At 65.4% G+C, this 23,503-nt stretch carries 22 protein-coding genes, 2 tRNA genes and 1 other RNA gene; 14 read left to right on the forward strand and 11 right to left on the reverse strand.

Annotated features, from left to right (window positions below; all coding sequences use genetic code 11):
• Nucleotides 1-37 precede the first annotated feature (37 nt).
• On the reverse strand, nucleotides 38-2,725 hold the full coding sequence (gene acnA, locus BW994_RS01625) for an aconitate hydratase AcnA (RefSeq protein WP_029312926.1): 2,688 nt from the start codon (nucleotides 2,723-2,725) through the stop codon (nucleotides 38-40).
• Between the two features lie 114 nt (nucleotides 2,726-2,839).
• On the opposite strand from acnA, the gene ccmA reads away from it, so the two are divergent.
• Together ccmA and ccmB are read left to right on the forward strand one after the other, a co-directional pair.
• Nucleotides 2,840-3,445, forward strand: a complete 606-nt coding sequence (gene ccmA / locus BW994_RS01630) for a cytochrome c biogenesis heme-transporting ATPase CcmA (RefSeq protein WP_051657501.1) — start codon at nucleotides 2,840-2,842, stop codon at nucleotides 3,443-3,445.
• Nucleotides 3,442-4,095: a heme exporter protein CcmB gene (gene ccmB / locus BW994_RS01635; protein WP_029312924.1), complete on the forward strand. Its 654-nt coding sequence runs from the start codon at nucleotides 3,442-3,444 to the stop codon at nucleotides 4,093-4,095. The genes ccmA and ccmB overlap by 4 nt, the downstream gene beginning before the upstream one ends.
• A gap of 52 nt (nucleotides 4,096-4,147) precedes the next feature.
• Here the strand turns inward: ccmB and BW994_RS01640 are convergent, their stop codons facing one another.
• From BW994_RS01640 to BW994_RS01650, 3 genes are all read right to left on the reverse strand, one after another.
• Nucleotides 4,148-5,680: a glycosyltransferase gene (locus BW994_RS01640; protein ID WP_035229746.1), complete on the reverse strand. Its 1,533-nt coding sequence runs from the start codon at nucleotides 5,678-5,680 to the stop codon at nucleotides 4,148-4,150.
• Between the two features lie 2 nt (nucleotides 5,681-5,682).
• Entirely contained in the window at nucleotides 5,683-7,197 is a 1,515-nt protein-coding gene (locus BW994_RS01645) for a Hint domain-containing protein (RefSeq protein WP_051657500.1), read from the reverse strand.
• A 111-nt stretch (nucleotides 7,198-7,308) separates the two neighbouring features.
• Nucleotides 7,309-9,249, reverse strand: coding sequence for a peptidoglycan D,D-transpeptidase FtsI family protein (locus tag BW994_RS01650; RefSeq protein WP_081849166.1), 1,941 nt, complete (start codon nucleotides 9,247-9,249; stop codon nucleotides 7,309-7,311).
• A gap of 154 nt (nucleotides 9,250-9,403) precedes the next feature.
• Between BW994_RS01650 and BW994_RS01655 the strand changes: the two genes are divergently transcribed.
• Nucleotides 9,404-9,841: a hypothetical protein gene (locus tag BW994_RS01655; RefSeq protein ID WP_076454318.1), complete on the forward strand. Its 438-nt coding sequence runs from the start codon at nucleotides 9,404-9,406 to the stop codon at nucleotides 9,839-9,841.
• A 192-nt stretch (nucleotides 9,842-10,033) separates the two neighbouring features.
• Nucleotides 10,034-10,330, forward strand: coding sequence for a YgdI/YgdR family lipoprotein (locus BW994_RS01660; RefSeq protein WP_051657505.1), 297 nt, complete (start codon nucleotides 10,034-10,036; stop codon nucleotides 10,328-10,330).
• A 69-nt stretch (nucleotides 10,331-10,399) separates the two neighbouring features.
• On the opposite strand, the gene BW994_RS01665 is transcribed toward BW994_RS01660, so the two are convergent.
• Both BW994_RS01665 and pdxY read right to left on the reverse strand, forming a co-directional pair.
• Nucleotides 10,400-10,840: a CBS domain-containing protein gene (locus tag BW994_RS01665; RefSeq protein ID WP_029312920.1), complete on the reverse strand. Its 441-nt coding sequence runs from the start codon at nucleotides 10,838-10,840 to the stop codon at nucleotides 10,400-10,402.
• A 134-nt stretch (nucleotides 10,841-10,974) separates the two neighbouring features.
• A complete protein-coding gene (gene pdxY, locus BW994_RS01670) occupies nucleotides 10,975-11,805 on the reverse strand; it encodes a pyridoxal kinase (RefSeq protein ID WP_029312943.1) in 831 nt (276 codons plus the stop codon).
• On the opposite strand from pdxY, the gene BW994_RS01675 reads away from it, so the two are divergent.
• The 4 genes from BW994_RS01675 (at nucleotide 11,738) to BW994_RS01690 (ending at nucleotide 15,352) form a co-directional block, all read left to right on the forward strand.
• Nucleotides 11,738-12,988 carry an NADH:flavin oxidoreductase/NADH oxidase gene (locus BW994_RS01675; RefSeq protein ID WP_175612075.1) on the forward strand — a complete coding sequence of 417 codons (1,251 nt, stop codon included), beginning with the start codon at nucleotides 11,738-11,740 and terminating at the stop codon, nucleotides 12,986-12,988. The genes pdxY and BW994_RS01675 overlap by 68 nt on opposite strands.
• Nucleotides 12,989-13,133: 145 nt before the next feature.
• On the forward strand, nucleotides 13,134-13,871 hold the full coding sequence (gene lexA / locus BW994_RS01680) for a transcriptional repressor LexA (protein WP_029312918.1): 738 nt from the start codon (nucleotides 13,134-13,136) through the stop codon (nucleotides 13,869-13,871).
• Between the two features lie 57 nt (nucleotides 13,872-13,928).
• Complete coding sequence (locus BW994_RS01685) at nucleotides 13,929-14,702, forward strand: TerB family tellurite resistance protein (RefSeq protein WP_029312917.1); 774 nt, start codon at nucleotides 13,929-13,931, stop codon at nucleotides 14,700-14,702.
• Nucleotides 14,699-15,352, forward strand: a complete 654-nt coding sequence (locus tag BW994_RS01690; RefSeq protein ID WP_029312916.1) for an N-acetylmuramoyl-L-alanine amidase — start codon at nucleotides 14,699-14,701, stop codon at nucleotides 15,350-15,352. Before BW994_RS01685 ends, BW994_RS01690 begins: the two co-directional genes overlap by 4 nt.
• Here the strand turns inward: BW994_RS01690 and BW994_RS19000 are convergent.
• Nucleotides 15,349-15,591, reverse strand: a complete 243-nt coding sequence (locus BW994_RS19000; RefSeq protein ID WP_139333942.1) for a hypothetical protein — start codon at nucleotides 15,589-15,591, stop codon at nucleotides 15,349-15,351. The genes BW994_RS01690 and BW994_RS19000 overlap by 4 nt on opposite strands.
• Here BW994_RS19000 and BW994_RS01695 point away from each other — a divergent pair.
• The 3 genes from BW994_RS01695 (at nucleotide 15,581) to rnpB (ending at nucleotide 16,563) form a co-directional block, all read left to right on the forward strand.
• Entirely contained in the window at nucleotides 15,581-15,784 is a 204-nt protein-coding gene (locus tag BW994_RS01695; RefSeq protein ID WP_029312915.1) for a hypothetical protein, read from the forward strand. The genes BW994_RS19000 and BW994_RS01695 overlap by 11 nt on opposite strands.
• A gap of 14 nt (nucleotides 15,785-15,798) precedes the next feature.
• Nucleotides 15,799-16,167 (forward strand): hypothetical protein, encoded by a 369-nt coding sequence (locus BW994_RS01700; protein ID WP_029312914.1) that lies wholly within the window; start codon nucleotides 15,799-15,801, stop codon nucleotides 16,165-16,167.
• Between the two features lies 1 nt (nucleotide 16,168).
• Nucleotides 16,169-16,563: RNase P RNA component class A (gene rnpB, locus BW994_RS01705), an RNA gene on the forward strand.
• Nucleotides 16,564-16,589: 26 nt separating this feature from the next.
• Here rnpB and BW994_RS01710 read toward each other — a convergent pair.
• Nucleotides 16,590-16,664 (reverse strand) — tRNA-Thr (locus BW994_RS01710).
• A gap of 88 nt (nucleotides 16,665-16,752) precedes the next feature.
• Between BW994_RS01710 and BW994_RS01715 the strand changes: the two genes are divergently transcribed.
• Nucleotides 16,753-16,828: transfer RNA gene (locus BW994_RS01715), tRNA-Ala, on the forward strand.
• Between the two features lie 57 nt (nucleotides 16,829-16,885).
• On the opposite strand, the gene arcC is transcribed toward BW994_RS01715, so the two are convergent.
• The 3 genes from arcC to BW994_RS01730 all read right to left on the reverse strand — a co-directional run bounded on the left by arcC (nucleotide 16,886) and on the right by BW994_RS01730 (nucleotide 20,134).
• Nucleotides 16,886-17,830 (reverse strand): carbamate kinase, encoded by a 945-nt coding sequence (gene arcC / locus BW994_RS01720; RefSeq protein WP_029312913.1) that lies wholly within the window; start codon nucleotides 17,828-17,830, stop codon nucleotides 16,886-16,888.
• Nucleotides 17,831-17,835: 5 nt separating this feature from the next.
• Nucleotides 17,836-18,834, reverse strand: a complete 999-nt coding sequence (argF, locus tag BW994_RS01725) for an ornithine carbamoyltransferase (RefSeq protein WP_076454320.1) — start codon at nucleotides 18,832-18,834, stop codon at nucleotides 17,836-17,838.
• Between the two features lie 73 nt (nucleotides 18,835-18,907).
• Nucleotides 18,908-20,134 carry an arginine deiminase gene (locus BW994_RS01730; protein ID WP_029312911.1) on the reverse strand — a complete coding sequence of 409 codons (1,227 nt, stop codon included), beginning with the start codon at nucleotides 20,132-20,134 and terminating at the stop codon, nucleotides 18,908-18,910.
• A gap of 375 nt (nucleotides 20,135-20,509) precedes the next feature.
• Here BW994_RS01730 and BW994_RS01735 point away from each other — a divergent pair, with 375 nt between their 5' ends.
• Together BW994_RS01735 and BW994_RS01740 are read left to right on the forward strand one after the other, a co-directional pair.
• Nucleotides 20,510-20,998: a hypothetical protein gene (locus BW994_RS01735; protein ID WP_139333943.1), complete on the forward strand. Its 489-nt coding sequence runs from the start codon at nucleotides 20,510-20,512 to the stop codon at nucleotides 20,996-20,998.
• Between the two features lie 42 nt (nucleotides 20,999-21,040).
• Nucleotides 21,041-23,377 (forward strand): HAD-IC family P-type ATPase, encoded by a 2,337-nt coding sequence (locus BW994_RS01740; protein ID WP_029312909.1) that lies wholly within the window; start codon nucleotides 21,041-21,043, stop codon nucleotides 23,375-23,377.
• The last annotated feature ends 126 nt before the right edge of the window (nucleotides 23,378-23,503 follow it).

Below are 23,503 nucleotides of genomic sequence, written 5' to 3' on the forward strand. Positions count from 1 at the left end.
GGGCAGGGTTGATCGCTTTCAGGGTCGGCGTGGTGGGTCAGGCGGCCTTGGCCATGTTGCGCAGCACGTAGTGCAGGATGCCGCCGTTTTCGTAATACATCACCTCGTCCTTGGTATCGACGCGGCAGAGCAGGCTGGCCTTGTCGGTCGTGCCATCGGCACGATGGATCAGCATTTCGATGTCCATCCGCGGTGACAGATGTTCGAGGCCGAGAATGTCGATCGTCTCGTCGCCCTTCAGTTCGAGCGTCTTGCGGGTCATGCCGTCTTTGAACACCAGCGGCAGGATGCCCATGCCGACCAGGTTCGAGCGATGGATGCGCTCGAAGCTTTCCGCGATCACCGCGCGGATGCCGAGCAGCATGGTGCCCTTGGCCGCCCAGTCACGCGAGGAGCCGGTGCCGTATTCGCGGCCGACGAAGGCGACCAGGGGCACGGCTTCGGCCTTGTAGCGCATCGCCGCATCGTAGATCGGCAGTTGATCGCCGGAGGGGTAGTGCCTGGTGTAGCCGCCTTCGACGTTCTCGAGCATTTCGTTGCGGATGCGGATATTCGCGAAGGTGCCGCGCATCATGATTTCATGATTGCCGCGGCGCGACCCGTAGGAGTTGAAATCCTTCGGCAGGATCTGGCGTTCGGCCAGATATTCACCGGCCGGGGTGGTTTTTTTGAAGCTGCCGGCGGGGGAAATGTGATCGGTGGTGATGCTGTCGCCGAGCAGGGCCAGGATGCGCGCGCCGGTGATATCGGTGACCGGCGCGGGATCCATCGTCATGCCCTCGAAATACGGCGGGTTCTTCACATAGGTCGAGGACCCGGACCAGCGATAGGTCTCGGCATCGCCTTCGACCTCGATCGCCTGCCATTGCGGCCCGCCCTTGAACACGTCGCCGTAGCGATCGAGGAACATCGCGCGGGTCAGGGTCGCTTTGACGATATCGGCGATTTCCTTGGTGGTCGGCCAGATGTCCTTGAGGAAGACGTCGCGGCCGGTCTGGTCCTGACCGATCGCGACCGTGGTGATGTCCTTGGTCATGGTGCCGAGCAGCGCGTAGGCGACCACCAGCGGCGGCGAGGCAAGGTAGTTCGCCCGCACGTTCGGGTGCACCCGGCCTTCGAAATTGCGGTTGCCGGACAGCACCGAGACGGCGACCAGCTTGTTGTCCTCGATCGCATCGGCGATCGCATCGTCGAGCGGGCCGGAATTGCCGATGCAGGTGGTGCAGCCGTAGCCGACGGTCTCGAAGCCGAGCGCGTCCAGATCGGCCGAGAGGCCGGATTTGTCGAGATATTCGGTCACGACCTGCGAGCCCGGTGCGAGCGAGGTTTTCACCCAGGGCTTCGGCGTCAGCCCCAGGGCACGCGCCTTGCGGGCGACCAGGCCGGCGGCGACCAGCACGGAGGGGTTGGAGGTATTGGTGCAGGAGGTGATCGCCGCGATCACCACATCGCCATGGGTGATCGAGAAATTCTTGCCGGCGACCTCGGCCTTCACGCCGACATCGTTGGCGGGCACGCCGAGGCTTTTGGTCAGTTCGGTCGCGAAGGCCGACGCCGCTTTGGACAGGGCGACGCGGTCCTGCGGGCGTTTCGGGCCGGCGAGCGAGGGTTCGACGCTCGACATGTCGAGCTCCAGCGTGTCGGAAAACACCGGTTCGGTGCCATCGCGCCAGAGACCCTGCGCTTTCGCATAGGCTTCGACCAGCTTGATGCGGTGCTCGTCACGCCCGGAGAGCATCATGTAGTCGAGCGTGATCTGATCGACCGGGAAGAACCCGCAGGTCGCGCCGTATTCGGGCGCCATGTTGGCGATCGTCGCGCGATCGGCCAGCGGCAGATGGTCCAGCCCCGCGCCGTAGAACTCGACGAATTTACCGACCACGCCTTTTTTGCGCAGCATTTGTGTCACGGTGAGCACCAGATCGGTCGCGGTGATGCCTTCGCGCAGCGAGCCGGTGAGTTTGAAGCCGATCACATCGGGGATCAGCATGGCGATCGGCTGGCCGAGCATCGCCGCCTCGGCCTCGATGCCGCCGACGCCCCAGCCCAGCACGCCCATGCCGTTGACCATGGTGGTGTGGCTGTCGGTGCCGAACAGCGTATCTGGATAGGCGATTGTCTTGCCTGAGGCTTCCGCGGTCCAGACCGCCTGGGCGAGGTATTCGAGATTGACCTGATGGCAGATGCCGGTGCCGGGCGGTACGACGCGGAAATTATCGAACGCCTCCTGGCCCCAGCGCAGGAATTCGTAGCGTTCGCCGTTGCGCTCGAATTCGAGATCGACGTTGCGTTCCAGCGCATCCTTGCGGCCTGAAACGTCGACCATCACCGAATGGTCGATCACCAGATCGACCGGCACCAGCGGGTTGACCTTGTCGGCATTGCCGCCGAGCTTGACGATACCATCACGCATCGCGGCCAGATCGACCACGGCGGGCACGCCGGTGAAATCCTGCATCAGAATCCGCGCCGGGCGGAACGGCACGTCCTTGTCGGAATGGGCGGCACCAACCCACTCGACGATCGCTTTGGCGTCATCGACCGTATAGGCGGCGCCATCTTCGAAGCGGAGCACATTTTCGAGCAGGATTTTCAGCGTGCGGGGCAGGCGGGAAATATCGCCCAGCTTTTCAGCGGCGGCATTGAGTGCGAAATAGGTGTACTCCTTGCCCTCGACGCGCAGCGTCGTCTCCACTTTCAGACTGTCCTGACCGATCATGTTCATGGTGCTTGTTCCTCTTCGCAGCGTTCGGCGTGTCGCGCCGCAGCAAAATCGATTTGTGATCCGCTTTAATCACGGTGACCGCCGCGCGTCCATCGCCACCAGGGCGATTTAGCCATGCTCGAAGCACGGTCCCTGGCCGCGATTCGCGGCGAGCGCCTGGTGTTCCGGGATGTCTCGTTCAGCCTCGCTTCGGGCGGTGCGTTGCTGCTGATCGGGCCGAACGGGGCGGGCAAATCATCGCTGATCCGGCTGCTCGCGGGCCTCACGCCACCGGCCGCCGGTGATCTGCTCTGGCAGGGCGAGAACGCGCTCGATGATCCGCCTTCGCATGCGACGCGGCTGTGCTTCGTCGGGCATATGGACGCGATCAAGCCGGGTCTGACGGTCGCCGATAATCTTGGCCTCGCGCGCAAACGGACGCGCGGTGATATCATCGCCGCACTCGCCACGGTCGATCTCGATCGGTTTGCCGATCTGCCGGCGCGGCTGCTATCGTCCGGGCAGCGCCGCCGCCTTGCGTTATCGCGCCTCGCGCTGAGCGACGCGCCGCTCTGGCTGCTCGATGAACCGACCACCGGGCTCGATGCCGCATCGGTCCGCCGGCTGGAACGGAATTTCGCCGGCCACCGTGCGCGCGGCGGCATGGTGATCGCCGCCACCCATCTGCCGCTCGACCTGCCGGGCGCGGTCCCGTTCGATCTGAGCCGGATGGCAGCGTGAGTCGGTTTTTGGCGCTGATCCGGCGCGAACTGATCCTCGCCCTGCGCCATGCGGGCGATTCGGTGGCTTCGCTGCTGTTTTTCATTATCGCGGCCAGCCTGTTTGCCTTCGCGGTCGGCCCCTCGCCGGCCGTGCTCTCCGGCATCGCGCCGGGTGTGATCTGGGTGATCGCCCTGCTCGCCGCGTTGCTGCCGCTGAACCGGCTGTTCGCCGCCGATTACGAAGACGGCGGGCTCGATCAATTGATGGTCTCCGGCCTGCCGGCCAGCGCGGTGGCGTTCGGCAAGATTATCGGCCATTGGCTGACCACCGGGCTGCCGCTGCTGATCATCGCCGGTCCGGTCGCGATCATGCTGCGGCTCGACGCCAGCGGCGTGCCGCAATTGCTGCTGACCTTGCTGCCGGGCACCATCCTGCTCTCGCTGGTCGGCGGCATGAGTGCGGCGATCACGCTCGGCGCGCGGGGCGGCACCGTTTTATTGCCGCTCATCGCGCTCCCTTTGATGATCCCGGCGTTGATTTTCGGGGCGGCCGGTGCGGTGACGCCGCATCCGATCGCGGAATTCGCGATGCTGCTGGGGCTGTTGGCGCTGTTTCTGCCGCTGGCGCCGTTGGCGGCCGGTGCGGCGTTGCGGGCCGCGGTCTCCTGATTTGGGGACATAGCGAACGGTGCGTCGCGCCGGGCGTGCGCGGCTGCGTCGATCATCCAGCCGCGGCGGCATCGCTGCCCAGCGCCTGAGCGAGGGCCGCATCGACCTGGGCCATCGACCAATCCCGCTTGATCAGCGCCCTTCCCGCCAGCACCGATTGCCGGTGCAGCGCGGCATCGGAGCACAGCGCCAGAATGGCGTCGGCCAAGCCTGCGTCGTCATCGGCGACGCAATGCGCCAGTTTGGCCGGCCAATCGAGCCCCTCGATGGCAATTGGTGTGGCGACGCAGGGCACGCCGGCGGCCAGACTGTCGAGCAGCTTGCCTTTGATGCCGGCACCGAACCGCATGGGGGCGACCGTCAGGGTCAGGCGCGCGAAAAATGCCGGCAGGTCATCGACCGCGCCGAGCAATTGAACGCCGGGGGCGGCCCATTGGCGCATTGCCGGCGGCATCGCCGAGCCGGCGATCAGGCAGGTGATTGCCGGTATGGCGGCGCGCAGGCGCGGCATGATCTCGAACGCCAGCCGGTGCGCGGCGGCCAGATTGGGCGCGTGACCGAAATGGCCGATGAACCCGATGGTCGCTTGCGGCACCACAGCGCGAGTCTTGGCCGGGGTGACCAGCCATGGTGCGACGACCACGCGTTCGGCCGGCAGGGTGCGGCGCAGGATGGCGGCTTCGGCGTGCGAATGGGTCAGGACCGCATCCGCCGCGCCGGCAACCGCCAGTTCGGTATCGCGCACCTTGCGGGCGTGGGCGATCAGCGCCGGTTCGCGCTCGCTGTAGCCGCGCCGGGCGAGGCGCAGATGATGCAGGTCGGCCACGCTGTAGATCACCCGGGCGCGCGGCTGATGCAGGCGGACCAGCGGCATGTAGCCCGCCGCCGCATCGAGCCGGTGCAGATAGACCAGGTCGAAGCGCCCGGCCTCCCGCGTCAAAACCTCCTCCACCGAGCGATGGACCGGCCGGCTGCGCCAGTCGATGCGGGGGTGGCGGGGCGGCGCCGAGCCGTCGGCTGCGGCGAAGCTCACGGCGTAGCCGAGCCTGATCAGCGCTTCGACATGCGAGAGGATCGCGTTCGACCCGGCATCCCGCCCGGGGGCGGGCATCGTGGTGTCGATCACCAAAGCGCGCGGCTTGGTACCGGCGGGGGCGAGCCGGCGGGCCGCGAGGCGATCGATCTGGGCGGAGAGGGCGATGATTGCCGCATCGATCGCCGTGGTCGTGGCCAGACCATCCAGCACCGATTGCAGGAGCGAGGTTTCATGCGCATCGAACGCATTGGCCGGGGCGATCACGGCGGGCGAGGCGGCGAGTTCCGCGCCATCACGCTCACGCACCACGCGGATCAGATGTTGGCCGAGGCCGGGCAAGCCGCCTTCGAAGCGCAGATCGAACCCGTGCCGGCCATCGCCGATGCCGCCGGCCGCCAGATCCGGCCGAAGCCGGTTGGCCACCACACGGTCGAGCAGAACATCATTGTCGATGACCAGCAGGGCGATCGGCTGGTGGGGCAGGCGCTCGTCCTGCGCCCAGCCCGAGATATGGGTTCGCGTGGCGACATCCAGCCGGCCGCGCAGCATGACTAGGCTGCCGCGAAGGCTGCCGCACTCGATAACACGGCGCGGTCGGCAACACGGCGCACCGTAATATCCTCGAGCCTGGCGCCGTCCGGCAGCCTGACGCGAAAGCCGCAACGCCCGCTGCCGAACCCGGCGTCCTCGACATCGGGCCGGTGCAGATTGGCCAGGGCGCGATGGATCACCCGGCCGCGGTGGAGCAGTTCGAAACACACCGGGACCGCCGCATATTGCGGGCAGACCGCCCAGCCGACGGCATGGGTGCCATCGCGGTCGGTCTCGACGCGTTCGAGCCAGCCGGCCAGATCGCCCTGCCCTGCCTCGGCCGCGACCGGGCCGGCCAACGCCGCGAGCCGGGCCTGGATCGCGGCCAGGACCGGGCCATCCTCGATCCGCGCGGCGCAATAGCGGTGATCGATCGCATCCGCGCCGTAGAGGGCGGCATACTCGGCCGCGTTGTGGAACATCAGTCGATTGTCGTCGTTGATATAGGTTTCGGAGGCGGCACCCTCGGCGAAGATGACATCATGCCGATCGAGTTCGACGTGGACGTACTCGATCCGCTCGACCGCGGTTTCCTGCACGATCGAGACGCCGTTGACGAGGCAGATCGCGGGGATCAGCGCGCCATCGACCAGCATGGCGTGCTGCGGACTGACCCAGAGCGGGCGGAGCGGGCGGCCGTTGCCGAGCGCGCCGGCGGCAAAATGGACCGGCAGCAGATGCGGCTTGCCGGCGGCGAAGCGGCCCGAATAGGCCCGGCGCCCCAGCCATTTGATCGGCTTGTGCGACCCATCGGCCGTCAGCACGCGATCGCCGATCGCCAAAGCTTCGACCGGGACATCGCCGGCTGCCGTGGCGATGCGGGTGCCGACGCGATAGCAGGCCACGGTGATGGCCGAGCCGCCGAGCCCGTCGGTCGTGATGCTGAACTGGCTGCTGGTGAAACTGCCGGTCGACAGCGTGATATCGGCGAGATCGGCTTGCGTCGCGGACTCCAGCGTGAGGACGCCGCCGGCGGTGCCCGCGTTTTGGGTCCAGACCGCGCTGGCAACGCCGGTGACGCCGCGCAGGTCGATCGTGTCGGTGTAGGCAAAGCCGGAAATTGCGCCCAGCGAACTGCTGGAAACGCCGGAATCGACGATCAACTCGTTGTTGGTGCCCGAGAATTTGAGCGGTGGTGGCGCGGTGACGGTCGCCATATTGTTGCCGAGTTCAAGGGTGCCGAAGCCCGGGGCGCTCGCAGCGCCCGGCGCGAAACCGATCTCGAGGAACGGAACGATGATACCCAAGCTCGTCGGGTTGAACGTCTCGTACGCGCCGCCGCTGATCTCGTCGGTGAACAGAAAGCCGGTGCCACTCACCGAAACGATGTCGATGACAAGAGTGGACTGGGCGGAACCAGAAACGTCGAGAATGCCCTGTGTGCCATCGACGACGAGGTCGACGGTACCGCTGGTCGTCACCTGGGTGTAGGAACCGACCGTGCCTGTACCCACGGTAACCGTTGTCGTGCTCATGTAACAGCCCCACTATGAAGACGCGATCCGCCGAATTTGATTGCAAAACGAAACTTAAGGTTGCATAATACGGGAAACGGAGACATTGTCAACGAAAAACTAATATGTTGCTCAATTAATAGTAGATGTCTCTGAAATCATACCACCGCTCGTAACCGTGCGGGTGGGTGCCTCGCGTGCGATGCGCTGGCCCGGAATTGCCATGGCGGCACGCTGCAAGGCATGCAAAGCAGTGGCATGGTCGCGATGACGGGGTGGTTTTTCGCCCGCAAGAACGTATGCGTAGCGATTTGCCCCGGATGGAAACGGATGACCCGGGCCCAAGCCGATGCGGCCCGGCGGTACTTGCGGGCGCAAACCCATGTCGAACCGCGCGTTCATCGCCCGGAGCGCAGAGCCCTCAAGCGGCCTGATCCCGAGCATCGGCCCGATGCGTGCGATGATGCGCCCCACCGCCGGGGCGGCGACATAGCCGCCGGTCGTGAAACCATAGGAAAAATGGCGCATCTTTTGCGTCGGCTTCGGGTGGACGACCAGCACGTACACCACGTAGCGCGGATGATTGGCCGGAAACATCGCCATGAACGAGGCGTTGTTCAGATGGTTGCGATACCGCCCGTCGGCCGCGACGACCTGGGAGGTGCCGGTCTTGCCGCCGACCCGATAGCCCTTGACCCGCGCATAGACGCCGGTGCCCGACAGCACGACGCCGCGCATCATTTTACGCATCAGAACGGACACGTGGTGGCGCATGACCCGCACACCGGTGCGCGGCGGCGCGCCCGGCCTTCGCGCGAGCAGGGTGGGCCGGAACAGAATCCCGCCATTGACATCGGCCACCACCGCATTGACCAGAATGATCGGCGCCATCGCAATCCCGTTGCCGAAACTCACCGTCATGGTGGTGAGCAGGTTCCAGGTATCCTTCGGATGCCAGATCGGCGGTTGCGCGCCGGGCATCTGCACCGGCGAGGGGCGGAAAAAACCCATTTTCCGCAGCCACGCCCGCTGGATTTTCCGGCCCAGGATGGTCGCGATACGCGAGGCGCCGATATTCGATGAATAGGCCAGCACCGCCGGCATCGCGAGCCAATGATGCACCGGTTCGAAATCGGTTACCGAAAACCCATCGACGGACAGCGGGTGGGTGGTGTCGAACCGGTCCCAATAATGCAGCAGCCCCGATTGCAGGGCCGCCGGCAGGGTCATTAGTTTCATCACGCTGCCCGGTTCGTAGTCGCCGGAAATGCAGCGATCGAACAGCGTGTTGCCGGGTGCGTCATGCAGATCGTTGGCGTTATAGTCGGGCAGGCTGACCATGGCGACGATGCGGCCGGTCATGCTCTCGACGATGCCGCACGCGCCGCGCGCCTGATAATCGTGCATGGCGCGCGCAACCGCGCGATGCACGATCGCCTCGATCCGCAGATCGATCGAAAGGCGCAGCGGCCGGTTCGGCGCGCTGATCAGGCGCTGGTCGAAATAGGCCTCGATCCCGGCAATGCCGCGCTGGTCCGGCGTGACGCCGCCCAGAATATGTGCGGCAAGATCGCCCTGCGGATAATGGCGAACCCAGATCGGCTGGAAATAGACCCCGGGAATTCCGAGGCGGTTGACTGCGATTTCCTGCGCCGCGGTCAGTGAGCGATCGAGGTAGACGAAGCGCTCGTGAACCAGACCCAGCCGATGCGCGAGCATGGCGCGGTTCAGCATCGGCAATACCGTTGCAAGCCTTGCGGCGTCGCGGTTTGGGTGCGTGATCTGTGTCGGATCGGCGTATAACGCGGCACCCGGCAGCGACACCGCCAGCAAACGGCCCCGCCGATCGAGAATCCGCGCGCGATCGGGTGCGTGGAGCATCGTCCGGAAGTCGGGCCGCTGCGCCGCCAGGACCGCCGGGTTCGGCAGGATCGGCGCGATCACGGTGGCATCGATCAGCTTGACCGCCAGCACGCCGTAGAGCGCCGCAAATCCGACGAGACCCAGCACCGCCCGCGCGCGAAATCGGCGCCACCACTGCTGAGCATCGGCATCAGTGATTGTTTGGGCCATCGCCTGCCGCGGATTATGCTCCAGAGCCATCATGTTGAATTAACACGAAGTCTTCACGCCTTTGTATAAGCCGCTGAAAAACTTTATGTTACCATAATCCTCGTTTATAAGTTTTGCCCGCGGTTGTTCAAGCCGTTCATAAAGGGAGCCGATCATGTCGAGATCGAAACTGCATCTGATCAAGCCTTCATTATTGCTGCTCGGCCTGGCCGCCGCGCTTGCCGGTTGCGGCACCGACGCACCGCACCGCATGGGCACCGGCACCGCCAGCGGGGCTGCGACCGGTGCTGCGTTCGGGCTGATCGGCGGGCCGATCGGCGTGGTGATCGGCGGGGCGATCGGCGGTGGCATCGGCGCGCTCACCGCTTCGACCACGACGCCGCAGCAGATCAATCTCGATAACGTCGGCAAAACAGGGACCGGACCGGCGGCCGCCCCCTCGCAGCCAAACACCGCCTACGCCCAGCCGGGGTTGCGCAACCAGATCAATTCATATCAGTCGCAACCGCAATCGCTCACCACGGCCGCGCCGCCCGCCGGCTATGGCCAAAGCGTTCAGGCGCAACCGCTGCCGCCGCCCAATACGCAATAGGGTTTGTCCTGCATTCGGCGCAGAACGCGCCGAATCCGCACCAGATGAGCGGCGCTTTAAACTTCGTCCATGCGGTACGTGGGCCGGGTTGATCCCCCGGATGGCGATGCCCACCATATCGGTCCGTCAACGGTCCTGTGCTTCGGGACGACGACAGGTTGGCTCAATACGATCTCGGAAAGGAATACCGATATGACATTCAAGAAGACCATCATCGCGGCCCCCGTCGCCCTAGGCATGGCTCTGGCCCTGGCCGGATGCGGCACGTCGCAGCCGGAGCGCGCCCAGGGTGGCGCTGCCGGTGGCGCGGCAGCCGGCGCCGCGGTCGGTGCGGTGGGCGGCCCGATCGGCGCGCTGGCGGGTGCCGGCATTGGTGCGGTCGGCGGCGCGGTTGCCGGCTCGCAGACAACGCCGCAGCAGGTTAACCTCGGCGCACCGCCGAAGGTGAAACTGCCGGGCACCTCGTCGGACAGCTCAAGCAGCCAGTAACGCGATCACGCGCGACCGCAGGCGGATGTGCTTCCGCCTGCGGCCTGGTTTCAGCCGGCAATTGTCGGCTTAGACGGCGCCGCCGGTCACGTAATCGCGCAGGCTGCGGACTTCCTGGGCCTGCTCATCCATCAAGCCGGCCACCACGTCGCCGATGCTGACCACGCCGATCAGCTTGCCGCCATCCACGATCGGCAGATGGCGGAAGCGGCCTTCGGTCATCAGGGTTTCGGCTTCGAAAATCGATGTCGCGGGCGTCGCTGTGGTCGGGGCGCGGGTCATCAGCTGGCTTGCCAGCATGTCGACCGTGCCGGTGCCGTTCGCGGCGAGGCTGCGCACCACGTCGCGTTCCGACAGGATGCCCAGCAGATCGTTGTCGGATGATTGCACGACCACGGCACCGATCCGCTTTTCGGCCAGCACCACCACCACGTCGCGGATCTTGGTATCGGGCGATACGGAAATCAGCGCAGCCGGTTTCCGTTTCAACAAAGCAGCCATCGTCGTCATCATAATCCTCCCGAGGATTCTGTGCCCGTGGATCCGGGCCGGCACTTGGGCGTTCGCCTCAGGCAAACATCAGATGACGATCATATGTCATCGAACGATCTCAAATCAATAAAATTACCAGCTGTGACCGGATTTCATCGCGCCGTTGCGCCCGACGCTGCCGCCACCCATGCAGCCTGGCCCGTCACGATGGCGAGTTCGTCACCACCCGCCTGCGCCGTGGCGGCGAGCAGCGCCGCACTCGCCGCACAGGCGGTGTTCACCGCCGCTACCGCGTCGTGATCGCGCAGGTAACGCGCCATGAACAATGCGGCGAACGCATCCCCCGCGCCGGAGAACGCGCGATCGAGCTTCGACACCGGGACGAAATGCCGCGCCTCGGGCGTCAGCAACAGAACATCGAGCATCCCGGGTGCGGTGTCCGCGCCGGTGAAGCCGGTGAGCACCACGATCGGCGGGCCGAGCGCCGCCATCGCGGCGAAGGCGCTCGCGCGATCCGCCAGCGCCCGGCCGGTCAGAATTTCGAGTTCGAACGGGTTGGGAAACGCGATATCGGCCAGCGGCAGCAGGACATCGCGGAACGCGGCGACCAGCGCCGCCGGCACATAGACCCGCCCGGCATCGCCGATCACCGGATCGCACGCATAGAGCGCAGCCGGATGCGCCGCGCGTGCGCGTGCCACCGCATCGCACACCACCGGCACCGCCGCCGCCGCGCCGAGATAGCCCGATGCCACCGCGGCACAGCGCGCGAACGCACCGCGCGCGGCAAGGCCCTGGATCAGGGCCGCCATCGACGCCGGCGCCACGGGGCCACCTTCGGTGCCGCCATGACCCGGATGGTGGGAGAGCAGCGTGGTCGGCAGGGGCCAGACCTCATGACCGAGCCGCGCGTAGATGAACGCAGCCCCCGCATTGCCGACGCTGCCGTTCAGGACCTGGGACTGGATCGATAAAATCGCCATCGCGGCACTTGGCGCGATTGGCCTTCCGCTGGCAAGCTGGGGCATCGCCGCTACTGGCACGCTGCGGCATCGCCGCGGTTCGAACCCAAGGAGAGTTCCCCTGTCACGCATTCCGAAATTGTTGCAGCCGATCACCTTTCGCGCGGTCACCGCGAAGAACCGGATCGTCGTCTCGCCGATGTGCCAATACAGCGCGATCGACGGGCTGGGTCAGGACTGGCACATCCAAACGCTCGGCGCCAAGGCGATGGGCGGTGCAGGCATCGTGTTCACCGAAGCGACGCATATAGCGCCCGAAGCGCGCATCACGCCCTATTGCCTCGGCCTGTGGAACGATGCGCAGGAGGCGTTCATGACCAGGCTCGCCACCTTGATCAGCTATGGCGGCGCCATCCCGGCGATCCAGATCGCCCATGCCGGGCGCAAGGCCAGCACGGTGGCACCTTGGGAGGGTGAACGGCACATCGCGCCCGATGCGCCGGGCGGCTGGCTGCCCGCCGCACCCAGCGCGATCCCCTACGCGCCGGATCGGCCCAACCCGCACGCCATGACCGAGGGCGATATCGCGACCACCATCCGCCAGTTTGCCGAGACCGCCGGGCGGGCTTACCGGGCCGGGTTCAAGATTGTCGAACTTCATGCCGCCCACGGCTATCTGCTGCATGAATTTCTTTCACCGATCAGCAATCACCGCACCGATCGCTACGGTGGCGACCTGGCAGCGCGTGCGCGCCTGTTGATGGAGGTGCTGGATGCGGTCCGCGCGGTCTGGCCGGCCGAACTGCCGGTATTCGTCCGCCTGTCCTGCACGGACTGGATCGAGGGCGGCCACACCATCGAGGATTCCGTGACGCTGGCGCGCTGGCTGCGCGAGCGTGGCGACGTCGACCTGATCGATTGTTCGAGCGCGGGCATTGCGCCACAGCAGAAGATCGCCTCGGTCCATCCCGGCTATCAGGTGCCGTTCGCCGAGCGCATTCGCCGCGAGGCCGGCATTGCGACCGGGGCGGTCGGCATGATCCGCGAACCGGAACTTGCCGCCGAAATCATCGCCAACGAGCGGGCGGACCTCGTGTTCCTCGCCCGCGCGCTGCTGGCGGACCCGGCCTGGCCCAACCGTGCCGCGAGCCACTTCGGGCTCAAACCCGAGTTGGTGCCACAATATCAGCGCGCGCTGATCTAGCGCGTGACGATCTGACGGCGCGCGCCAAAACAGGAACAAAACGCGATTATTCCGGCAATACCCCCTTGACGCGGCGCGGAATCGCTACCTAGAACATCGTGTTAGCGTTTTGTTCCAGAACGCGTCAGACCGAAACGAGGGATCGATGCTTACCCGCAAGCAACACGAACTGCTGGTGTTTATCGACCAGCATCTGCGCCGCACCGGTTGTTCGCCGAGTTTCGAGGAGATGAAGGACGGGCTCGATCTGAAGTCGAAATCCGGCATTCATCGTCTGATCGGTGCGCTGGAGGAACGCGGCTTCCTGCGCCGGCACAAGCATCGTGCGCGTGCGCTCGAAGTGATCCGGCTGCCGGCGGACAGCGTGCCCAGCGAACGTGCGCCCGAACGCGCACCCGAGCGCGCACCCGAGCGTGTCATCGATCAGAAATTCGCACCCAATGTTATCCGCGGCGATTTTTCCGCCCGCTTTCAGGGTGCGCGCGCCGCCGCCGAAGTGGCGGCGATCAGCCTGCCGCTTTATGGCCGGATCGCCGCCGGCCAGCCGATCGAGGCCTTGCGCGAGCATCAGATGGAAATCGAGGTTCCGATCGCGCTGATCGGCCAGGGCGATCACTACGCGCTGGAGGTCGCCGGCGATTCGATGATCGAGGCCGGCATTCTCGATGGCGACACCGCGATTATCCGCAAGGGCGAGACCGCCGAGAACGGGCAGATCGTGGTGGCGCTGGTCGATGACAACGAAGTGACGCTGAAGCGTCTGCGCCGGCGCGGCAACTCGACCGCGCTGGAACCGGCCAACGCACGGCATGAAACCCGCATTTTTCCCGCCGAACGGGTCAAGGTGCAGGGCTGCCTGGTTGCGCTGATGCGCCGATATTAGTCAGGCAGGGCCGGTCCCCCCTTTGACCTGACGGCCCTGCCACCCGATATGGGACGAATGGCGGTATGGGGTAAGGTTATCGGCGGCGTCGCCGGCTTCGCGTTCGGCGGGCCGATCGGTGCGATTGCGGGCGCGGCGCTTGGCCATGCGGCCGACACCGGCGATCTCGGTTCGCTGGGCGCGCGGGTTGGGCGGGTATTGCCGCTCGATTCCGCCCGGTTTGCCGCCATGCTGGGGCGGCGCGAGCAGGTGTTCGCGATCGCCGTCACTGTGCTTGCCGCCAAGCTTGCCAAATGCGACGGCCCCGTCAATCGCGCCGAGATCGATGCGTTCAAGCGCCAGTTCCGCATCGAGGACGCTGCGGTGCCGATGATCGGCCGGCTGTTCGATCAGGCGCGCGACGACGCCTCCGGCTTTGAGCCCTATGCGCGGCAGTTGGCCGAAAGCTTCGCGGACAATCGGCTTGCGCTTGAACAGGTGTTCGGCGCCCTGCACGCGATCGCCCGCGCCGATGCGCCGCTCAACGGCCGCGAGGCTGACGTGCTGACCCGGATCGGGGTGGCTTTCGGCCTCGACGAAGCCGCCCGCAACCGGGCCGCCAACCCCTCATCCTTCGCGCAATCCGACGGCGATCCCTACGAGGTGCTCGGCATCGCCAAGACCGCGAGCAACGAAACCATCCGCGCCCATTGGAAGCAGCTGATGCGCGAAAACCACCCCGACCAGTTGGCTGCCCGCGGCGTTCCGGCGGAATTCGCCGCGCGCGCGACCGATCGCGTTGCCCGAATCAATGCCGCCTGGGACGACATCAAGCGCGAGCGGGGTCTGTGACCTCACCCAACCAGGACGACCGTCCGCCCGGCGCGCCGATCGATCATCTGGTACTCCACTACACCGGGATGCGCAGTGCCGCGGATGCGATTGCGCGGCTCTGCGACCCGGCCGCCAAGGTTTCGTCGCATTACGTCATCGAGGAAGATGGCATGGTCCACCAACTCGTGCCGGAAACACGCCGCGCCTGGCACGCCGGCATCAGTTTCTGGCGCGGGCGGCGCACTCTGAACGATTGCTCGATCGGCATCGAAATCGTCAACCCGGGCCATGAATGGGGCTATCGCGCCTTCCCCCCCGCGCAGATCGCCGCCGTCATCACGCTCGCCCAAGGTATCCTGGCGCGCCACCCGATTCCGGGCGCGCACATCGTCGCGCATTCCGACATCGCGGCCGATCGCAAGCAGGACCCTGGTGAATTGTTCCCCTGGCGGCACCTCGCGGCGCACGGGATCGGCCTGTGGACCGACGAATTCGCCGCGCCGTCCGACCCGCTCGGGGCACTGACCGCGATCGGGTATGATCCGGGGCTTGATCCGGTTGTTTCGATCACCGCATTTCAACGGCGATTCTGGCCGTCATGCTGCGATGGCGTGATGGATGAGGCGACGGCCGGGCGGATTGGCGCTGTTGCTGGGGTGTTGGCTTAGGGGAGGTAAGGAAGCGCTTCTTTTTTGAAAAAAAGAAGCAAAAAACTTTCTGACTCTGGGGCACGGGCGTTTTCACGGGCACGGGCCCAAATCAACAAAGTTTTTTTTGCTTCTTTTTTGTTCACAAAAAAGAAGATCCTTCCCTGTCCTTCCCTACCCTCCCATCCCCCGAAACCTTGCATTTCTATATAAAAACTATATAAAAACCCTGAAATCCGGAGCACACCGATGGCCGTCACCAGTTTCGAAGTCGACCAGCATACCGCCGAAGCGATATCGGAACTGCGCGGCCTGTTCGGGGTCAAGACCAATGCCGCGGTGATTCGGCGGGCGCTCGCTCTGGCCCAGGTGATCAGCCGTGAGGCGGCGGCGGACCATACCATCACGGTCAGCGGCCGGGCCGAGCCGGTCCGCATCGTGCTCAACGGGTAGGCACGGCGCCGGCGATGAGCGGCACGTCGCCAGGATTGTCGCCGGCGGTCCAGCTCGAGGATGTCGAACGCGGCCTGTCGGTCAAGGATCGGATCGCGCTCGGCGATGCGTCGATCCGGCGGCAGATCGCGATCGTGATCATGGCGCTGTTCGCGATCACCAACGTGCTCTCGGTCATCTTCATCGGCGTGCTTTATTATTTCGATCAGCGCGACATCGCCGATCACCTGATTCCGGCGACCGCGCGGGTGATTACGCCATCGGTCGTGATGAGCCTGCTCGGTGCGACAACCGTGCAACTCGGCGCCATCGCGGTGATCATGGCGCGCGGCATTTTCAACGTGCCCATTGACCAGCCTTACCCGATCGTCGAAGAGACCTGAGCCAGACGGTTGGACGGCCGCCGTTCCGGGCAACCGGGGCGGAGGAAAGTCCGGGCTCCACGGAAACACGGTGCCGGTTAACGACCGGCGGGGGCGACCCCAGGGACAGTGCCACAGAAAACAAACCGCCCGCGCGTGCAAACCCGCGGGCAAGGGTGAAACGGTGCGGTAAGAGCGCACCGCGCCTGCGGTAACGTAGGCGGCAGGGTAAACCCCACCGGGAGCAAGACCGAATAGGGGTGGCCGGCGGCGTGAGCGATCATGGCCGCGGGGGTGTTTTCGACCCGTCACCCGGGTTGGTCGCGCGAGGCGCGCAGCAATGCGCGTCCCAGACGAATGGCCGTCCACCATCCGCGAGGATGCGGACAGAACCCGGCTTACAGACCGTCTGGCATCTATATTGATAATGGGAAGTGGGCGCGTGGTGCCGGGTGAGGGATTTGAACCCCCGACCTTCGGTTTACAAAACCGCTGCACTACCACTGTGCTAACCCGGCCGCGCCAGCGACCTCTTATCACGACCGCGCCGGGTTTCCACCCCTTGCCTGCCCCCGCCACCCGGTTTATACGCCGCCCACGACCGGTGGGGCCATAGCTCAGTTGGGAGAGCGCCTGAATGGCATTCAGGAGGTCGGCGGTTCGATTCCGCTTGGCTCCACCAAATCAATCCTCCACGATGAAGAACCAGGTAGCGCAAGGCGCCACGTCGCAACAGTGATCAGGCGGTCCGGAAACCGATCGTGCCGGAATCGCTGATGATGCGCGTCCCCGCATCGCCATCGATCACCCGTGACAGATCAGCGAGCGCCCCGATCGCCGCTGGCCTGCCGGTGGCGGCCACGAACGATACGGCAGCCGCAACCTTCGGCCCCATCGAGCCTGCCTTGAACGCCTCGCCGTGGCGCCTCAATGCATCGGGGTCGGCCCGCCCGATTAAGCGCGCGTGTTCCGTGCCATAGTCGAGATAGACGCCTGACACGTCGGTCAGCATCACGAACAGGTCGGCCGCCACCTGTTGCGCCAGCAAGGCGCTGGCCGCGTCCTTATCGATCACGGCCTCGACTCCGTCCATTCGCCCGTCGACGCCGGCGGCGACGGGAATTCCCCCGCCACCCGCACAGATCACGATGACACCCGCCTCGATCAGCCGTTGAATGGGGCCGATTTCGACAATGGCTTGCGGCCGCGGCGAAGCGACCACGCGGCGCCATCCCTCACCATCGGGCGCGATCGACCAGTGATGCGTGGCCGCGATCAGGCGCGCGGCCGCTTCGTCCAGCATCGGGCCGATCGGCTTGGCCGGCGCGGCAAAAGCCGGATCATCCCGAGCGACGACAATCTGGGTCAACAGGGTTGCCACCTCGGTGCCAACCGGCAGCGCGTTGCGTAATTCGCGCTCGATCGCAAAGCCGATCCAGCCTTCGCTTTCCGCATCCAGCACATCCAGCGGCAACGCCGACTCTGCCGGCCCGGCCGCCGATTGCAGCGCGAGCAGCCCAACTTGCGGACCGTTGCCGTGCGTCAGGATCAATTGATGGCCGGCCGCGACCAATGCTGCGAGCGCGCGCGCCGCACCCCGCAGCGTATCCAACTGATTGGCGGCGGTCAGTGGCTGGCCGCGCTTGAGCAACGCGTTGCCGCCGAGTGCGATCACGATGCGCATGGCACTCAGCCCAACGTCGCGACCAGGATCGCCTTGATGGTGTGCATCCGGTTCTCCGCCTGATCGAACACGATCGATGCCGGGGATTCGAAAACATCATCGGTCACCTCCATCGCGGTGATGCCGAATTTCGCTTCGATATCGCGTCCGGTCGTCGTCTCTGCATTATGGAACGATGGCAGGCAGTGCATGAATCTGGTCAGCGGATTGCCGGTTGCGGCCATCAACGCCGCGTTGACCTGATAGGGTTTCAGAAGATCGATCCGTTTCCGCCAGATCGATGGATCTTCGCCCATCGATACCCAGACGTCGGTATAGATGAAATCGGCGGCCGCGACCGCCTTGAGCGGATCGGTCTCGTACAGCACGGAGGCACCGCTTGTCGCCTCGAGCGCGCCGATATGATCGATGAACGCTGCCTCCGGCCGGAGTGCGGGCGGCGCGCCGATGGTTAGACGCATACCCAGTTTTGCCGCCCCGGTCGCCAGCGAGCGCGCCATATTGTTGCGCCCATCGCCCATGAAAGCGAACCGAACGTCCGACAGATTCTTGTGGGTGAATTCACGCATGGTCATGAAGTCCGCCAAGATCTGGGTCGGGTGCGATTGATCGGTCAAGCCATTGTACACCGGCACGCCGGCATATTGCGCCAGTGTGACCGCGTCCGCCTGGCCGAAGCCGCGAAACTCGATCGCATCGAACATTCGCCCCAGCACGCGCGCGGTATCGCGCACGGTCTCGGCCTGACCGATATGGCTGCCGCCGGGCCCCATATACGTCACATGCGCGCCCTGATCGTGGGCCGCGACCTCAAAGCCGCTGCGTGTGCGGGTCGAATCCTTCTCGAAAATCAAGGCGATATTCTTGCCGGTCAGTGCCGCGCGCTCGAATCCGCCACGCTTGGCGGATTTCAGATCTTTTGCCATGTCCAGCAGGTAGCGGATTTCATCGGCGGCGAGATCATCAAGATCGATCACGCTTCTGCCGTGCAGATTGATGGCCATCGGATTGTCCTGTCTTTGGTTGATCAGAGCGGGGGGTTGATCAGATCGGGGGGTTGATCAGATCGGGAGTTGATCAGATCGGGTCGCGTACCAGCGGGCACGTCATGCAATGGCCGCCACCGCGGCCGCGCCCGAGTTCCGAACCCGCAATGGTGATCACCTCGACGCCCGATTTGCGGAGTTGCGTGTTGGTATAAACATTGCGGTCGTAGGCGATCACCACACCGGGCGCGACCGCGACGACATTATTGCCGTCGTCCCATTGTTCCCGTTCCGCCTCGAACGCATCGCCGCCGGTCACGACCCGGCGCAGCGTCGCAACGCCGACCGCCTGCGCGACCACATCAACGAACGGTCCAACCTCGGTGACCACGCGGATCGCACCGGTGTCATCGCCCGGATAGAGCGAAAACGCCCTGATGTGATCGACGATGTCGGGAAACACCGTCACCAGATCCCGATCGCAGAAGGTGAACACGGTATCGAGATGCATATAGCTGCGGTCGCGCGGCATCAGCGCTGCGATCACCCGCCGCGCCGCCCCGTGTGCGAACAGACGGCTGGCATATTCGGTCACGGCCTGCGGCGTCGATCGCTCGCCCATGCCGATCAGCACCACACCCTCGGCCAGCGGCATCACGTCGCCGCCTTCCAGGCTCAGCGGGCTGAAATCCTCGTCCGCAGCATCGAGGTAGCGGACGAAATCGGCATTCCTGAAGCGCGGGTGAAACCGATACACGCACGCCACATTGATCGCCTCCGGCCGGCGCGCCGGCCAGAACATCGGGTTGATGAACACCCCCTTGTTGACCCAACAGGAGCTGTCACGGGTAAATAACTGGTTCGGCAGCGGCGGCAGCACGAATTGATGATCCGCCTGGGTCAGGGCGAACAGGCCCCTCGCCGCAAATGGCAGCTCGGCCCGCGCAATCCCGCCGATCAGAAACCTCGCGAGCTGCGCGGCCGGCAATTCATCGAGCCAGGCGCGCATCTCCCCCATCGTACCATGACCGAGATGTTTCAGGTCGACCCGCCGATCGAGCAGCCAAGCCCGTGCTGACGCATCGGCCATCGCCTCGGCGAGCATTGCGCCGAATTCGTGCACGATCACCCCCCGTTCGCGCAGGGTATCGACAAACGCATCATGTTCCTGGCGCGCCTTCTTGACCCACAGGACATCGTCAAACAGAAACGCGTGGCAGTTGCCCGGCGTCAGCCGCTCAAGGCCCAGGTCGGGCCGGTGCACCAATACTTCGCGCAATATCCCAACCTCGGAATGAACGCCCAAAACGGCGGTCATGACTCGATCCGATCCGGCGAATGGTCCCGCCTGGCGGTCTTTACGATCGCGGCCGGCCGGGTGTGCGCGCAACAAGGTATCGTTCGACTCATTGAATAATCTCCGTCATGGCGGGGAGCCCCGGTGATGCAAAGTCCACCGGACGATGCGCGATCAACCAGCCCCCGGCAGGTTTCCAGCGTTTAAATGCCGACAGGTCCCGCCTCGCATTGATCTGAATCAAGGCACGCTTGGACGGTGTCCGCCACTTTGAGGAACGATCGGATCAAGCGCTGCATCGGGTGATGTCCGGAGGCGTCCACCGCTTCATCGCCCACCGACCCGATATCCCACGCCGCGTGTGACCGACCATTTCGTGAAGGATAACAATTTGCGATGCCCAGATCCCCCGGACTTATGCCGCTCGAACCCTCGTTCGACATCTTTCTGTTTGCCGTGGTCGGGGAAGACAGGCGCGGCGTGCCCGTCAGCGTGCTATCGATCCTGGCGCGCTCGAACATCGATCCGTGGGAGGAGGCCGCATCCCTTGCCCGACTGCCCCGCACGACCGCTGCCGATCGGCTGGCCGGCCTGATCACGGCTGTGCCGGACGGGATCGAGGGTAGCGCATGCCCGGAAACCACCGCCTCACGCCTGGTCAAACTCCTGCCGCACGCCAGCATCGCCATCGATCATCCGTTCGCGACCATGGCGCGCACCACCACCATGCAATTTCCAGCCGTCAGTGCGCGCTCCCGCGTCGCCGCCATCCTGCTCTGTGCCGCCCTGATCGCATCGCTCGTCTATGTCGTCTCAAGCAGCGAGCCCGACACGCAAACCGGCCATACGGCCGAAGCCGCCATCACGAGCCCGACCGACCGCTGAAACCGCCCGCACATCCGCCCCGTCTTTGAACAGGAATTATGCATGACAGCGCCCGCCATCGCCACAACCGGGGCATCAGCGGGCCTGACCAGCAACGAAGCCGCCAGCCGGCTGAAATCCAACGGTCCGAACGCGATGCCGGACGCGACCGAACATGTGCTGCGCCGCGCCATCGGTAAATTCTGGGCGCCGGTTCCCTGGATGCTCGAAGCCGCGATCGGGCTGGAACTGCTGCGCGGCAGCATCATCGAAGCCGCCGTCATCGCGCTGCTGCTCCTGTTCAACGCTGTCCTCGGCCTGGTGCAGGAGGGCCGCGCGCAGGCGACGCTGGATGCGCTGAAATCCCGCCTCGCCTTGAACGCCTCGGTCCGGCGCGACGGCGCGTGGCGAACCGTGCCCGCCACCGATCTGGTGCCGGGCGATGTCGTGAAACTATCGCTTGGCGGCGTCGTCGCGGCCGATGTCACGCTCATCAGCGGCGAAATCCTGCTCGATCAATCGATGCTGACCGGCGAATCCGTCCCGATCGAAGGCACCGCTGGCCAGAAAACCTTCGCCGGCGCGCTGGTGCGGCGCGGCGAAGCCATCGCCGAAGTGACCGCGACGGGTGCGCGCACCAAATTCGGCCGGACCGCCGAACTCGTGCGGATCGCCCACAACGTCAGCTCCCAGCAAACCGCGGTGCTGCGCGTCGTGCGCAATCTCGCTGGTTTCAATGGCGTGATCACGGTTCTGCTGGTCGGATACGCGGTTCATCTCGGCATGACGACCGACCAGATCATCGCGCTCGCGCTCACCGCCGTGCTGGCGAGCATTCCGGTCGCGCTGCCCGCCACCTTCACCCTCGCCGCCGCACTCGGCGCCCGCGCGCTGGCGGCGCGGGGCGTGCTGCCGACCCGGTTGTCCGCGGTCGATGAAGCCGCCACCATGGATGTGCTCTGCGCCGACAAAACCGGCACGCTGACCCGCAACGCGCTCAAAGTAACCGATGTCCACGCCCTGCCCGGCTTCGATGTTGCCCATATCCTCGCGTGCGCCGCCCTCGCCAGCTCGGATGGCGGGCAGGACCCGGTGGATCGCGCGATTACCACCGCCGCCAAGGCCAAGCCGATCTCCGACGCCCCCCGGCTGATCGGCTTCACGCCGTTCGATCCGGCGACCAAAATGTCCGCAGCCACGGTGACCGCCTTGAGCGGCGAAACTCAGCGCGTCGTCAAAGGCGCGTTCGCGGCGATTGCGCATCTCGCCGCCGCGTCGCCCGATGCCGCATCGACCGCCGAAGCCCTCCAGGCCAAGGGGTTTCGTGTGCTCGCCGTTGCCGTCGGGCCGGCGCAAGGCCTGAAATTGGCCGGTCTGATCGCCCTGAGCGATCCGCCGCGCGATGATTCCGCCGATCTGATCCGCGCGCTGAAAACCCTCGGCGTGCACACCATCATGGTCACCGGCGATGCCGCCGCCACCGCCGCGATCGTCGCCCACGCCGTCGGGCTCGATGGCGCGATCTGCCCGGCCGGCGCGATTCCGGACAGCATCAGCCCAGGCAGTTTTGCCGTGTTCGCCGGCGTGCTGCCTGAGGACAAATTCAAGCTGGTCAAGGCGTTCCAGAGCCAGCACCATATCGTCGGCATGTGCGGCGACGGGGCGAACGATGCCCCGGCGCTGCGCCAGGCGCAGATCGGCATCGCCGTGGCGACCGCCACCGATGTCGCCAAATCGGCCGCCGGCATGGTGCTGACCGGCGCGGGGCTCGGCGGCGTGGTCGCCGCGGTCAAGGAAGGGCGCGTGATCTTCCAGCGCATCCAGACCTACACGATCAATACCATCATCCGGAAACTGGTGACGGTGCTGTTCCTCGCCGTCGGTCTGCTGATGACCGGCCATGCGATTCTATCGCCCATGCTGATGGTCATTTTCATGATCAGCGGCGATTTCCTGTCGATGTCGCTCTCGACCGACCATGTCAGCTGGTCACCCCAGCCGAATGTCTGGCGCATCGGCCGGCTGACCATCGCCTGCGCCATCATCGCAGCCGGTCTGCTGGTGTTTTGCAGCGTGACGCTCGCCATCGGGCATTTCGCACTCGGCCTGAGCGCCGCCGCGCAAGAGACGCTCGCCTTCGTCGCCCTGGTGTTTTCCACCCAGACCACGATCTACGCGATCCGCGACCGGCGCCATCGCTGGGCGTCGCGCCCGAGCGGCTGGCTGCTGGCATCGTCGGCCGCTGGCATCGGCGGTGTCGCCTGTCTCGCCATCAGCGGCATTGCGATGCCCGCGCTGGGCGCCCCAGTGGTGCTCGGCGTCTTCGTGGCGTCAGTTCTGCTCGCGCTCATGCTCGATCTGGTGAAACTGCCGGTGTTCGCCCGACTCGGTCTTGCATGACGCGTCCAACGTGAGCCGCCCGCTGGTATCAGAAGCAATCGAACAAAAAAACAGCGCCCGCTTTCGATCGACAATAGCCGCGGCCCCGCCGATTCATGCCATTCGCGGCCACGCCCCTCTTGTTGT

Source organism: Acidiphilium rubrum (assembly GCF_900156265.1).
In the GTDB taxonomy this organism is placed as follows: Bacteria; Pseudomonadota; Alphaproteobacteria; order Acetobacterales; family Acetobacteraceae; genus Acidiphilium; species Acidiphilium rubrum.